Below are 13,171 nucleotides of genomic sequence, written 5' to 3' on the forward strand. Positions count from 1 at the left end.
CGGGAAGCGCGCACACGATCCGCGGGATGCGCTTCAGCTCGGCCCGCCATCCGGATACGCTGACCCGCGAGCGCCGCCCCGGTTCGTCGTGGAGGGTCTGGAAGCCTTGCGCGGCATCATGTTCCATGCTTTGTGTGCCTTGGTCTTGATCGTGGTGCGGCGAGGTCGTGTGCTGCGCGCCCGAACGCGCCGAGAAAGCCGGCCGCCGGGCGGCACGAGTATCGCATAACGATCGGGCGGATTGGCCCGGCCGGGGCGGCCGCTGACCATCCCTGACAGTGTGCGGCCGGCGCTCCGCTAGAATGCCGGATCGCCGCCGCTTGACGCGGGCGGCGCGTCAAGCGCTACACTGCGCCATGCCATTCCCGTTCAACCTTCCATCCTGCCGACGATGACGTCTCCTGTCCTGACCGGCCTGCGCATCGGTATCACGATCGGATTGCGTGCCCCCGACGAAAGCCTGTGGATCAACGGCATCAAGCAGAACGCGCTGTTCCTCGCGAAGCTGCTGATGGCGTCGCCGCACGGCTACCGCGTGACGCTGGTCAACACGACCGACGTGCCGCTGACCGACGCCCTGCCGTGGGATCGCAACGTGTTCGACACGCGCGCGTTCGCCGACATGAAGGACGCGCTCGACGTGGTGATCGAACTCGGCGGGCAGATCGACGGCGAGCAGACGGCCTACCTGAAAGCGCGCGGCGTGAAGCTGGTCAGCTATTGCTGCGGCGTCGAGTACATCAACGCGATGGAGTCGATGCTGTTCGGCCGCCGGCTGTGGGATTCGCTGTTCATCAACCGCGGCTACGACGAGGTGTGGGCGATTCCGCAGATCGCGCCGTCGTCGCTGCCGTTCCTGCAGTCGCTGCGCCGCTGCCCGGGGCGTGTCGTGCCGTTCGTGTGGGACCCGATGTTCCTCACCGAACGCGCGCGGTCGCTGCCCGAGCACGGCGAATACCGGCCGCGCAGCGAGCCCGGCAAGCGGCTCACGGTGATGGAGCCGAACCACGACGTCGTGAAGTTCTGCGTGTATCCGATGCTGATCATCGACGAAGCGTATCGCCGCGACCCCGACGCGATCTGCTTCACGCACGTGACGAACGCCGATCGCCTCGCGCACGACAGCCCCGAGTTCGTGATGCTGATGAACTACCTGGACATCGTGCGCGCGGGCAAGGCCAGCTTCGTCGGGCGCTTCGATACGCCGCTGTTCCTGGCTGACCTGACCGATATCGTCGTGTCGCACCAATGGTCGAACCCGCTGAACTATTTCTATTTCGACGTGTGCTGGCAGGGCTATCCGCTCGTGCACAACGCGAGCCTCGCGCCCGATCTCGGCTACTACTATCCGGACAACGACGTGCAGCAGGGCGCCGATGCGCTGCTGCGCGCGCTGCACACGCACGACGACGACTGGCAAGGGTATGCGCGGCGCCAGCGCGAAATTCTCGGCCGTTACACGTCGGCGAATCCGGCGCTCGTCGCCGAGTACGACGCGCTGCTCGCGAACCTGATCGGCGCGACGGTCGCCTGATGAGGTCGATGTTCCGCGGCGCACGTTCGGTGCGCCGCCGGCCGCCGTCGGGTTTGTCCCGCCCTCATGTCTGACGAAATCATGCCGTTAAAAAAGAAACCGCCGAACCCGATGAGCTCGACGGTTTTGGAAGGCACGAAATTGACGGCTCCGAGGGAAGTCCGTCAAAAACAAGTTTATAGGTTAACAAGTCGGAAAGATTGTTAAATATGGTTCAATTTATAATCTTCATATAATTGAAGTTGGTATTATTGATTAAATGAGGCTTGATTCCGTTTCGGAATTTCATAATATCGTTTGAAACGAGAAAATTGAATGCTGCGGTGATCGAATCACGCGCGGCAGCAGGTTTTCCGCAGGTGACGGCATGTGTGGAGGGCCGGTGTTTCAACCCGGCATGTCGAATGCGTACGGCACTTTGCGGTGTGGTATTTATCTGATCAATTGGCGATATCCCGCTTCGCGCGACCAGCAAATCCGGGAGGGGGTGATTCAGATAAAACTGTTTAGATGAAAAAGATAAACGATTCGGATTGATGGTTTTCGTAATTTGCGTTGTGTAACCTGTCGCACTGTCGGCATCGCGCACGCATGGTGTATTTCAAGTAACCGAATATCGTAAAAATATCGAATTTGACGGCGCGCCGAAGCGAACAGTACGCCCCCGGAAAAAATCGACATGACAGGATGGGCCGGGTAGGCGGCGGAGCGCGTCGAGGTGGGCTCGTTCCGCATATGTATTGAGGTCGAGCCGTGATCGGCGGCTCGCCATTTGCCGGAGCGCCGGATGAATGCGGTCGAAGCTCGCCAGGAGGCGAATCGGAAAACGAATCGCGACGAAATCGATCTCGTGTTCGGCGCGCCGGACGATCATCGCGATCTTGCGTCGGTACGCAGTTTCGTCGAAAGCCGGCTCGGATTCGCGCACGAGCCCGTGTGCCGCGCCGACCTGTCGGGTGGCGTGCTGTACCAGGAATGCCTCGCGCGGCTGCGGTGGGGCGAGCGCGATGCACTGCCGCCGCTCGCCTTCCTGCCGCGGCTGGAAGCGCTTGGACTGATGCGCTGGTTCGACCGGCTGGTGGTCGGCCGCACGATCGATGCGCTGCGCGCCGATCCGGCTGCCGTGTACGGTTGCAACGTCGCGGCGGCAAGCGCGGTGGTCGACGACGCGTGGCTGGCGATTTTCAGGCGGCTCGAGCGCGAGCCGTCGGTGGCGGCGCGGCTGGTGATCGAGATCACGGAGACGGGGCCGCTGAACCCCGTCGCGGGCCGGTCGTTCGTGAACCGCTTCCGGCAAGCCGGATGCCGGATCGCGATCGACGATTTCGGCGTCGGTTTCAGCGCGTTGAACAATCTGGTGGTCGGCAACCCCGACATCGTGAAGCTCGACCGGTCGGTCCTGTCGCTGATCAAGCGCAACGCGATCGGGCGTTACCAGTTTCGCCGGCTGATCGCATTTGCGCATGAAGGGGCGCGGCACGTCGTCGTCGAAGGCGTGGAAAGCGAGACCGACCGGCAGATCATCGTGGATGCCGGCGTCGCGTGGGCGCAGGGCATCCGCTTTTCATGGCGGTCGCCGGCGGCGGCGTGAGTGCTGAAGCGGGCAGGGCGGCGCGCCGGGTGCGTGTCGCGGTTGGGACGAATCGCAAAGGGGACGTGGGCATGGCGGGGACGAAAGCCGGAGGCGGAACGGGCACGCAGGCGACCGATGTGCGCGACCTGGTCGCGCTCGCCGAGCTGGCCGACATGCTGTGGCAACTGGGCGCCGAGTCGACCGATGCGCCGATCGATGTCGCGCCCTATCTCGATGGTCTGACGACCGTCGCGCGCCGCATTCAGCGGATGAGCCCGCTCGACGCGGGCGGCCGCGAGCTGGCGGCCCGGCACTATTACGCGGGCGTCATCGCCGGTGCGTGCGGCGACGAGTCGGCGATCGCGCGCGGCGTATCCGACAGCCTCGTCAGGCAATCGGGCGGCGCAGGCCGGCCAGCGGCCCGTTGCTTCGTGCTGCTGGCGCGCATGGGGCGGCGGCATGGCCGCGCGTTCGCCGCGCAAAGCGGCGATCGGGTGCTGGTGTAACGCAACCGGCGCGGGTGCGGGCCCGGTACCGCGGCCCGCTCGCGCGGCCGTCGAATCTCAATCCTTCCCGAAACCGCCGAGCACCAGCGCCATCGCGCGGTCGATCGCATCGTCCCATCGACCGACGTGCGCGGCGCGCACGATCCGGATGCCGGGGTAGAGCGCGGTGCGCGAGCCGGTTTCCCAGCGCGCGTCCGCTTTCGGGCTGAGCAGCAGCACGGCCGGCACGCCGAGTGCGCCGGCGAGATGGATGTGGGCGGTGCAGGTGGTCACGACGGCGTCCATCGCGAGCATCAGCGCGGCAAGATCGCCGAAATCGCCGATCGCGTGATGCGGGAAGGTGACCGGCAGGTCCGATTGCTCGGATTGCGCGGACAGATCGCGATTGAGACAGTACGCGGCGTAGCCGTGCATCCGCGCGAGCGGCGCGAAATCGCGCAGGCTGGCCGCACGATGGAAGCGCGCATCGCTTTCGTCGCGTCCGCGCCAGTTCAGCCCGATGCGACGCGTGCCGGGTGCATGGCCGTCGTGCGATACGCGCTCGCGCCACGCGGCCGCATGCGCGGGCGGGCACGTCAGGTACGGGGCCGGCATGCCTTCCGGCGTCGGCGCGTAACCGAACAGCGCGGCGAGCATCAGGAACGAGCACCAGTAGTCGTGGGCGAGCTGCGACGTGTCGACCCACGCGCCGTGCGCGCCGACGAATTCGATGCGCGGGAACGTCTCGCGCAGCAGGCCCGTCAGCGCGTCGGGTACGATCACGGTCACGCCGGCGCAGCCGAGCGCGTCGAGCGCATGCAGATAGCGCGCGTACTGAAGCTGATCGCCGACCCCGCCGTAGCTGAGGATCAGCAGCCGCTTGCCGTGCAGCGGCTGACCCTGGTAGAGCCGTTCCGTCGGCAGCCCGAATTGCGCGGCCGTCAGCACGTTTTCGCTGTCGATGGTCGCGCGTGCGGCCTCGTCGCGCCGGCCGGCGCGCAGCAGCAGTGCCGAGCGCGCCAGCTGGATGCGCCCGCGCGCCGCGTCGGGCAGCGCGGCCGGATCGCCGAAATGGTCGAGCGCCGCGAGGCCGGCCTCGGGTGTGCCGGCAAAGCCGTAGCACGACGCGAGCTGTAGCGCGATCGCATCGTCGTCGAGCCCGCGGCCGCGTGCGTGTTGCCAGCGGTCGATCGCATGCCCCCACTCGCCGCGCGATTCGTGGTCGAGCGCGCGGTTCCAGTTCGTTTCGGGGGCGTCGGCGTCGGTGGGCGCGGCCGTCGCGGAATCCGTGCCGCGTTCGGCCGTCGAGCCGACGGCGAGCGGTTCGCCGGTGATGAACAGGCGCTGCCGGTCCCAGCGCGGGTTCGGCACGCACAGCATGTTCAGCCCGTCGATCCGGTAGAACGTGTAGTCGAGACCGGCGAACGTGTCGATGATCCGCGCCTCGCCGACTTTCCAGTATTCGATCCAGCACCACGGCAGATGCGTCTCGATCAGCCGCCGCGCGCCGCGCAGCGCGTCGATCTCCATTCCTTCGATGTCGAGTTTCAGGAAATCCAGCCGCGGCAGGCCAAGCGAATCGAGCCGGACGACCGGCGTCGGCGTGCCGCCGGAGGCTTGCGCATCGACGAGCGAGACCTGCCCGAAGTCGGCATCCTGTCCGTAGTCGACGTCGGGCACTTTCATCGTGCCGTTGGCGGCGGCCAGCCCCATGTTCAGCAGATGGAGATTGTCGAGCTGGTTGAGCGCGACGGTGCCGCCGAGCGCGTGAAACAGCGTGCGTTGCGGCTCGAACGCATAGACGCGGCCGCCGCGCTCGCGTAGCCGGTGCGCGATCGGCACGCACACCAGCCCCGCGTTCGCGCCGCCGTCCACCGCGATCGCGCCGTCGGGCAACTGGTCGATCACCTGCAGGATCGTGTCGAGTTCGCCCTGGATATGCGGCCGGCCGGTCTTGATCAGCGCCTCGGCCTGCAACGCGCAATGCCGGTTGATGACGAACGGGCCGTGGATCGAATCGATCACGACGAAATTGCGGACGGTCTGATTCATGGGCTGGGGCGCGTGCGAAGGCAATCAGCTGAGCGGGCGGTCGGCGAACAGATGCTGAATCTGCGAGGAATACGCGCGCACGTTGTGCTCGGCGAGCGTGTCGACCTGATGCAGGCAGCGGCGGGCGGCGGCCGCGTAGTCGTCGAGCCGCGCGTCGTGCGTCTGCGCAGCGGTCGCGATCGCGCGCGCCGCATCGAAGATCTCGAAGTCCGGATAGTAGTAGCCGACGTCGCGCAGGAACGGCGAGTTGTGCACGAGCGGATAGTTGCCGTACAGCGCGTCGTACAGCAGGTAGTTCAGGCCGTTTTCCCAGTGGTGCGACACCACGATGTCGGTGTGATGCGCGGCCCATGCGACGAACGGCGCGCGCACGTCGGCGGTGGCCTTGCCGTCGCGCACCATCTCGAGCCCGAGCGCGAGATGCTTGAAGGCGACGTTTTCCTTCTTGTCGAACGTGTTGGTCATGTACACGTGCTCGACGAGCTCCGGATGCTCGACGTAGCACGCGTTCGCGGCGAGCATCGGCACGATCGCGCTCTTCACGACGTTCAGGTTCGGCTCGAAGAACGCGATGCGCTTGGCCGGGCCGTGGTTGCGATAGCCGAAGCGGGCCTTCAGTTCAGGATCGGCGTCGAGGCTGCGCTCGATGAAATACGGCGACCAGATATGTGGCAGCTCGATCACCGGGGCACGGTACACGGCCTGGAAATACGCGGCGCACGTGTGCATGTGCTGCGGATTGGTCCAGATCTCGTCGAACTGCACGCGGTGCGGGTTCGGCCGCCAGTCGTTCTTCTCGAAGTTGATCGTCTCGACCGCGATCACGTAGTCGTTGCCGAAGCGATACGACACGCACTTGCCGCCGCGCTGGCGCATGACGTCCGTGTGCGACGGGTCGATGAACGCGTTCATCTCGATCAGCAGGTCGGTCTGGTGAACGACGGCCGACAGCGGCCGCAGCGCGTCGCCGAACGCGTCCATCATCAGCGCCTGCGGATACTCGGTGATGCCGTCGTCGTGCGCGAGCCAGACCTCGCCGATCAAAGGCGACTGCTTCAGCAGCATGTACAGGTACACGCAATGCTGGTTCGCGCCGTTGTACCAGATCGACTGCGTCGCGTCGCGCTGCACGTTCATCGTTATCGCGACATTGAGTTTCATCGGATCGGCTCCGTGGGGCGGGCAGTGCGTGGCTTACTGCGCGGCGCTTTGCGTCTGACGCGGCACGTAGCCCGTCAGATGCCAGCGGCCGTCGGTTTCGAGGCGGAAGCTCAGCTTCTCGAACATCGTGGCGCCGCTCGTGAGCGTCGTCGCGTAATCGACGTTCGCATAGAGCCCGTCGGGCATTCCGGTCGTCCGCTCGTAGCGGATGCGCGTGACCTGCGCCCAGCCGCGATGGCCGACCGCGCCGACCGACTGGCGTGCCTGCTGCATCTGCGCGGCGAACTGATCCTGCTTGAAGCGCGCCTTGACGAACGGCGCGGCGTCGCTCCATACCGCCCCGTACTGGCCGGCGTCGAGCTGCTTGAACACCGCATCGGAGTCGCGCAGCAGCGTGTCGGCCGATTCGCCGGCGGCTTGCGCGTGCGCGCCGATCGCGATCGATGCGGCGGCGCAGCCGATCAGCCATTTTGCGCGGGTGAGGGTCGAGCGTGCGTTCATGGTCAGGGTCCGGAAAGGGCGGCGCGTCACGCGTCGCGATAGAGGGTGGCGATCGCGTCCGTATAGGCCGCGACGTTCTCGGGGTTGTAGATGCTGACCGAGTCGAGCACGTGCTTCGACTGCTCGCGATACGCGTCGAGGTTCGCGTCGTGCTCGGCGAACGCCTGCAGCAGCGCGCGGCCGCCCGCCTGGCAGTCGAAGTCCGGATAGAAATACCCGGCCTTGCCGAGGAACGGCGAGTTGTGGATCAGCGGATAGTCGCCGTACAGCAGCTCGTAGTACAGGTAGTTCTGCGCGTTCTCCCACGTGTGCGACACCACCGCATCGCCGTACGCGGCCATGAACTCGTACACCGCATAGCGGCTTTCGAACGTCGTGATGCCGTGGTTCACGATGTCGAGGCTCTTCGCGAAGTGCACGAACGTCGGATGTTCCTTCAGGTGAATCGTGTTGCACACGCGCACGAACTCGAGGAACTCGGGCTTCGCGCGATACGCTTCCTCGGTCACGAGCATCGGAATGATGCTCGTCTTCACCATGCAGATGTTCGGCTCGAACATCGTCACGCGCCAGCGCGGCTTGGCCGGTTGATAGCCGAACGACAAACCGGCGCCGAGCGTCGCGCGCGCCTTGTCGAACAGCATCGGATGCCAGATGTGCGGGACGATCGTGACCGGCGCGCGCAGGCCCGTCTGGTAGTAGTGCAGGCACGAGCGCTCGAACTCGGGGATCGTCCACACCGCGTCGTACGGCGCGCCCGAGAACAGGAAGCCCGACGGCTTGTCGAACATCGCGCGCTCGATGTCGATCACGTAGTCGTTGCCGACCCGCATCGTGACCACCTTGCCGCCGCGTTCGCGAAACGCGCGCAGGTAGTCCGCGCCGAACTGCGCGCTCATTTCGATCAGCACGTCGCAGCGCTCGAGCGCTTCATCCATCGACAGCAGCGGCACGTTCCACTCGCCGAGCATCATCTGCGGATCGGCGACCTGTTCGCCGCCGTTCACCATCACGGCATCCGCGACGAGCGGTGACTGGCGCAGCAGCAGGATCAGCAGCAGGCAGTTCTGGAAAATGCCGTTTTCCCACAGCGACTGGCCGGCGCCGCGCACGAACAGCGACACGCCGACGACGAGACGCTTGCCCTCGCCGGGCGCTTGACGGGCATTGGAGTCCGACATGCGTATGCTCCGGTTCAGGCGACCAGACGCGAGACGAACGCGTCGAGGTTCGCGGGGTTGTCGATCGAGACCGACTGCAGCAGCCGGCCCGCTTTCGCGCGGTAGTCGTCGAGGCGTTCGTCGTGATGCAACCACGCTTCGAGCAGCGCGCGGCCGCCGGCAGCCGAGTCGAAGTCCGGGTAGTAATAGCCGGCGTCGCCGATCAGCGTCGAGTTGTGGATCAGCGGATAGCCGCCGTACAGCACGTCGTAATACAGATAGTTCTGCCCGTTTTCCCAGTGGTGCGACACGACCGCATCCGCGTGACGCGCCATGAAGCCCGGCAGGTCGAGTCGCGGCTCGAACGTCGCCTTGTGCTGGCGCACGAGATCGAGGCTGTTCGCGAAGTGCACGAAGGTCGGATGTTCCTTCATGTGCATCGAGTTGACGACGAACATGTGTTGCACCGCATCAGGCCGCGCGCGGTAGAACGCGTCGCACGCGAGCATCGGGTAGTGGCAGGACTTCGCGACCGAGATGTTCGGCTCGAGCATCGCGAGCTTCCACGGCCGCTGGCCGGGCTGATAGCCGAACGTCGCGCCTTCGTCGGCCAGCGTGGCCACGCGGCGCTCGAGGAAGTACGGCGACCAGATGTGCGGCATCAGGTGGACGGGCGCGCGCAGGATCGTCCGCAGCATCGGCGCGGCGGTCTTGTCGTATTGCGGCAGCAGCCACACTTCGTCGAACGGTGCGCCGTTGAACACGTGCCCCGACGGCTTCCCGAAGATCGGCGTTTCGCACAGGCCCGCATACACGTGCCCGCAGAAGAACGCGGCGATCTTCTTGCCGAGCGCTTTCATGTGCCTGAGCCATTCGACCGGCAACTGCGCGCCCATTTCGATCACGACGTCGAGTTCGTGCGTGACGTCGGCGGGTTTCACGAGCGGGATGTCGAGGCCGTCGAGTTCGAGGCCGGCGGGCAGCGCGTTGGCGTCGCCGCCGTTCAGGAAATAGACGGGACCGACGCGATCCGAGCGCTTGAGCATCATCGCGAGGAACGCGATGTTCTGGTGAATGCCGTTTTCCCAGATCGCCTGGCCGTCGCGCGCAAACAGCGAGATGCCGACCGCCGGCCGTTGCTTGCGAGTGCCGCCCGCGGCGGCTTCATTGATGTCCGTCACCGGTTGGTTTCCTCTGCGGCGTCGTGCGTCCGGGCATCGCGTCGAGCGTCTGGCCGGCAGCGGCGCGCCGTGGATCGTCATGGTTGGATTCGCGCCGGTGGCACCGCGGCGCGCGAACCGGGCGACGGGATTCGCGAAGGCGGCAGCCGGATTCCGGCGTGTCGCCGGGCACGCCTGGGACGGCGCGCGTCGGGCGGGCTGCCCCGGCGACTGTCTGCGGCGATTGTGGCATGGAAACCGCCGGTTTTGGCAGGACGTGACGAACTTTGACATAGCCGCCGGCCAACGGAAGCGGGCGCAGGCGTTGCGGCGCCCGGTCGTCCCGCGGCGTCCCGTGGCGTGCCGGCGTGGCGCGGCTGGCCTGCCGGATCGCGCGGCCGCATGGGCGGCCGCGGACGGCTCAGTGCTGCAGCCGGATTTCGACGCGGCGGTTGCTGGCGCGGCCTTCCGGCGTCGCGTTGGACGCGACCGGATCGGCCTTGCCGCGGCCCGACACGGTGATCGAGTCGGTCTTCAGCCCGTGCGCCTTCAGATAGGCGGCGACCGATTCGGCGCGGCGCTTCGACAGCGCGAGGTTGTAGTCGTCGCTGCCCACCGAGTCGGTGAAGCCGGTGACCGTCACTTGCGAATACGTGCGGTCGGCGCGCTCGCTCAGCAGCCGGTCCAGCGATTCGCGCGCGGTCGGTGCGAGCGTCGCGTGGTCGGTGGCGAACAGTGCGTCGCCGGACAGGTTCACGCGTTCGATCACGGCGGCGGGTGCGGGTGTGGCGGCCGAAGCCGCTTCGGCCGGTGCGGCGCCGCACTGGAAGACCAGCGTGGCCGGATCGGATTTGTCGCGCAGCGCGCGGGCCGAGTCGACGGCGCGCACGGGCTCGTCGCCGCAGATCTTGCGGGCGGCCTTCATGCAGGTCTGCGGGCCGGACAGCAGGCCGTGGCAGTCCACCTGGAAGGTGCGCACGCCGTCGCGCGGCTGCAGTTCGGAGGCGCTGAAGGTCGGGCCGGATGCGGTCGAGCACGCGGCGAGGGCCGTTGCGGAAAGCGCGAGCGCAAGAGCGAGTTTGTTCACGGTGACGTCCTTAAAGCTTGGGTTGACCGAGGCCCGCCGCGCGGTGCGCAGCGGGCTCGTCCTGCCGTCGGGCCGCGGGCCGTCCGGCTGGCTAGCCGGGCGGCCGGGCGGCGCGACGCGTTACTTCCACTGATACAGCATGCCGGCGCCGATCACCTTCTGACCGCCGCTGAAACCGCCGTTGATCGACGCCTTCAGGTTCTCCGTGATGCGCGCCTGCATGTTGACCGCCATCGCCTTCTGGCCGAGGAAGGTCGACGTGCCCACGCCCATCCCGAAGTTGGCGTCGCGATCGAGCTGCGGAATCGACGCCATCGCGCCGACGGCCGCGATACCCTGCTTCGCCATCTGGTCGGTCTGCTGCAGTTGCGAACCCAGCGAGTTGATCTGCGCCTGCTGGCCCGACAGTGCCGTCGACAGCGTCGTCTGCACCTGCGTCAGCTGGTTCACGTTCACCGCGTCGGTGCCTTGCGTACCCGGCGCGACGTTCGTGATCTGGCGCTGCTGCGTGTCGCTGCCGACCGACACCACGTTCGAGCGGCCGCCGTCGTTCGAACCCGCGCCGATCGCCACCGAGTTCGAGCCGGCCGTGACCACCGGAAGGTCGTTGCCCTTGCCGTTCAGGTCGGCGGCGACGCCGTTGTTGTTCGCCGCACGCGTCGTGTTGTTGTTGAGCGTCGTCGACAGCTGGTTCAACTGGTTGTTGATGTTCGTCACGCCGGTCGACAGCGACGCCACGTTGCTGTTCGTCGTGCTCAGGCCGGTGGACAGCGAACCGATGCCGGTCGAAGTCGACGTCGACAGCGAGTTGACGTTGTTGTTCGTCGTGCTGAGGCCCGTCGACAGCGAGTTGATCGCGGTCGAGGTTGACGTGGACAGCGAGGCCACGTTGCTGTTCGTCGTGCTCAGGCCGGTCGACAGCGAGTTGATGCCGGTCGACAGGGATGCGACGTTCGACGCGGTGGACGTCGACAGCGTGTTGATCGCGTTGTTCGTCGCGTTCAGCTGGCTGCCGTTGATCGCGTCCGTGCTCGTGGCCGAGATCCGGCCGGCGGCGACGTTCGTGATCTGGCGTTCCTGGCCCGGTGCGCCGACGCTCACCACGCCGACCGGCGAGCCGCCCGCGAACGGGTACGTGACGCCGCCGATCGTGGCGCTCGAGGTGCCGACCGCCGCGGCCGTGACCGAGTTCGCGCCGAGTGCGATCGAGTTCGCGACGTTCGCTTGCGCGTTCGTGCCGAAGGCGAGCGCGTCGGCGGCCGTGGCCTTGGCGGCCGAGCCGTAGGCCTGTGCGCCGGTGGCGCCGGCCGTGGCCTGGCTGCCCAGCGCGATCGTGTTGTCCGCGGTGGCCTGGTTCGAGCTGCCGAGGGCCAGCGCGCTGGCGCCGGTTGCCGTGTTCTGGTTGCCGAGGGACACCGCGCCGTCGCCGGTCGCCGTGTTGTTCGCACCCATCGCCACGGCGCCGGTGCCCGTCGCCACGTTCGGGTCACCGATCGCGACCGCGCCGTCGCCCGACGCCGTGTTGCCGGAGCCGATCGATACCGCCTTGCCGCCCGTTGCCGAGGCGTTCTGGCCGATCGCGACCGCGCCTGCCGTCTGCGCGTTCGAGCCGTCGCCGACTGCCACGCTGCTCGCGCCCGCCGCGCTGGCGTTCACGCCGGCGGCGAGGGCGTTGGTGCCCGTGGCGCCGTCGTTGGCGTAGTTGGCTTGCTGCACGCCGTTGTCGTTGACGCTGTAGTAGTGCGTCTTCGCGGCGTTGATCGCGGTCGAGGTCGAGGTCGACAGCGACGACACCGAGCTGTTCGTGCTGCTCAGGCCGGTAGACAGCGAGCCGATGCCGGTCGAGGTCGAGGTGGACAGCGACAGGATCGTGCTGTCCGTGCTGCTCAAGCCGGTGGACAGCGAGCTGATGCCGGTCGAAGTCGAAGTCGACAGCGAGGTGATCGAGCTGGTGGCCGACGACAAGCCCGTCGAGGTCGAGGTCGACAGGGAGCTGATCGAGCTGTTCGCGGACGACAGACCCGTCGAAGCCGACGTGGACAGCGAGGTAACCGAGCTGTTGGTCGAACTCAGGCCGGTGGACAGCGAACCGATGGAGCTCGTGGCCGACGACAGGCCCGTCGAGGTCGAGGTCGACAGCGACGTGATCGAACTGTTGGCCGACGACAAGCCCGTCGAAGTCGAGGTCGAGAGCGAAGTGATCGAACTGTTGGCCGACGACAAGCCCGTCGAAGTCGAGGTCGAGAGCGAAGTGATCGAACTGTTAGCCGACGACAGGCCCGTCGAAGTCGAGGTCGACAGCGAAGTGATCGAGCTATTAGCCGAGGACAGGCCCGTCGAGGTCGAAGTCGAGAGCGAGGTGATCGAGCTGTTAGCCGACGACAGGCCGGTCGAGGTCGATGTCGACAGCGAATCGATCGAGCTGTTAGCCGAGGACAGACCCGTCGAGGTCGAGGTC

The 13,171-nt window shown here is 66.7% G+C and carries 11 protein-coding genes; 3 read left to right on the top strand and 8 right to left on the bottom strand.

Features of this window, described 5'->3' with window-relative positions:
- Nucleotides 1-391 precede the first annotated feature (391 nt).
- Nucleotides 392-1,534: a DUF2827 domain-containing protein gene (locus JMF86_RS16290; RefSeq protein WP_011546957.1), complete on the top strand. Its 1,143-nt coding sequence runs from the start codon at nucleotides 392-394 to the stop codon at nucleotides 1,532-1,534.
- 214 nt (nucleotides 1,535-1,748) lie between these two features.
- On the opposite strand, the gene JMF86_RS16295 is transcribed toward JMF86_RS16290, so the two are convergent.
- Nucleotides 1,749-2,123, bottom strand: a complete 375-nt coding sequence (locus tag JMF86_RS16295) for a hypothetical protein (protein WP_011546958.1) — start codon at nucleotides 2,121-2,123, stop codon at nucleotides 1,749-1,751.
- Nucleotides 2,124-2,321: 198 nt separating this feature from the next.
- Here JMF86_RS16295 and JMF86_RS16300 point away from each other — a divergent pair, with 198 nt between their 5' ends.
- Together JMF86_RS16300 and JMF86_RS16305 are read left to right on the top strand one after the other, a co-directional pair.
- On the top strand, nucleotides 2,322-3,125 hold the full coding sequence (locus JMF86_RS16300) for an EAL domain-containing protein (RefSeq protein WP_011694853.1): 804 nt from the start codon (nucleotides 2,322-2,324) through the stop codon (nucleotides 3,123-3,125).
- 71 nt (nucleotides 3,126-3,196) lie between these two features.
- Nucleotides 3,197-3,613, top strand: a complete 417-nt coding sequence (locus JMF86_RS16305; protein ID WP_041489353.1) for a hypothetical protein — start codon at nucleotides 3,197-3,199, stop codon at nucleotides 3,611-3,613.
- A 57-nt stretch (nucleotides 3,614-3,670) separates the two neighbouring features.
- On the opposite strand, the gene JMF86_RS16310 is transcribed toward JMF86_RS16305, so the two are convergent.
- From JMF86_RS16310 to JMF86_RS16340, 7 genes are all read right to left on the bottom strand, one after another.
- Nucleotides 3,671-5,644, bottom strand: coding sequence for an FkbM family methyltransferase (locus JMF86_RS16310; RefSeq protein ID WP_011546961.1), 1,974 nt, complete (start codon nucleotides 5,642-5,644; stop codon nucleotides 3,671-3,673).
- 24 nt (nucleotides 5,645-5,668) lie between these two features.
- Complete coding sequence (locus JMF86_RS16315; RefSeq protein WP_011546962.1) at nucleotides 5,669-6,805, bottom strand: DUF2827 family protein; 1,137 nt, start codon at nucleotides 6,803-6,805, stop codon at nucleotides 5,669-5,671.
- Nucleotides 6,806-6,838: 33 nt separating this feature from the next.
- Nucleotides 6,839-7,306 carry a DUF4019 domain-containing protein gene (locus tag JMF86_RS16320; protein ID WP_011546963.1) on the bottom strand — a complete coding sequence of 156 codons (468 nt, stop codon included), beginning with the start codon at nucleotides 7,304-7,306 and terminating at the stop codon, nucleotides 6,839-6,841.
- Nucleotides 7,307-7,332: 26 nt separating this feature from the next.
- Nucleotides 7,333-8,487, bottom strand: a complete 1,155-nt coding sequence (locus JMF86_RS16325) for a DUF2827 domain-containing protein (RefSeq protein ID WP_011546964.1) — start codon at nucleotides 8,485-8,487, stop codon at nucleotides 7,333-7,335.
- Between the two features lie 14 nt (nucleotides 8,488-8,501).
- Nucleotides 8,502-9,647, bottom strand: coding sequence for a DUF2827 domain-containing protein (locus JMF86_RS16330; protein ID WP_006480560.1), 1,146 nt, complete (start codon nucleotides 9,645-9,647; stop codon nucleotides 8,502-8,504).
- 400 nt (nucleotides 9,648-10,047) lie between these two features.
- On the bottom strand, nucleotides 10,048-10,713 hold the full coding sequence (locus tag JMF86_RS16335; protein WP_011546965.1) for an OmpA family protein: 666 nt from the start codon (nucleotides 10,711-10,713) through the stop codon (nucleotides 10,048-10,050).
- 120 nt (nucleotides 10,714-10,833) lie between these two features.
- Nucleotides 10,834-13,171: YadA family autotransporter adhesin (locus JMF86_RS16340; RefSeq protein WP_201317075.1), on the bottom strand; the 2,338-nt coding region annotated here is incomplete at its 5' end.

It is taken from the genome of Burkholderia sp. E168m15, from assembly GCF_016586105.1.
GTDB lineage: Bacteria > Pseudomonadota > Gammaproteobacteria > Burkholderiales > Burkholderiaceae > Burkholderia > Burkholderia orbicola.

Excerpts from the sequence above, each read along its gene's own strand:
- JMF86_RS16290 (WP_011546957.1), top strand. The coding sequence starts at position 392 with ATGACGTCTCCTGTCCTGACCGGCCTGCGCATCGGTATCACGATCGGA.
- JMF86_RS16300 (WP_011694853.1), top strand. The coding sequence starts at position 2,322 with ATGAATGCGGTCGAAGCTCGCCAGGAGGCGAATCGGAAAACGAATCGC.
- JMF86_RS16305 (WP_041489353.1), top strand. The coding sequence starts at position 3,197 with ATGGCGGGGACGAAAGCCGGAGGCGGAACGGGCACGCAGGCGACCGAT.
- JMF86_RS16310 (WP_011546961.1), bottom strand. The coding sequence starts at position 5,644 with ATGAATCAGACCGTCCGCAATTTCGTCGTGATCGATTCGATCCACGGC.
- JMF86_RS16315 (WP_011546962.1), bottom strand. The coding sequence starts at position 6,805 with ATGAAACTCAATGTCGCGATAACGATGAACGTGCAGCGCGACGCGACG.
- JMF86_RS16320 (WP_011546963.1), bottom strand. The coding sequence starts at position 7,306 with ATGAACGCACGCTCGACCCTCACCCGCGCAAAATGGCTGATCGGCTGC.
- JMF86_RS16325 (WP_011546964.1), bottom strand. The coding sequence starts at position 8,487 with ATGTCGGACTCCAATGCCCGTCAAGCGCCCGGCGAGGGCAAGCGTCTC.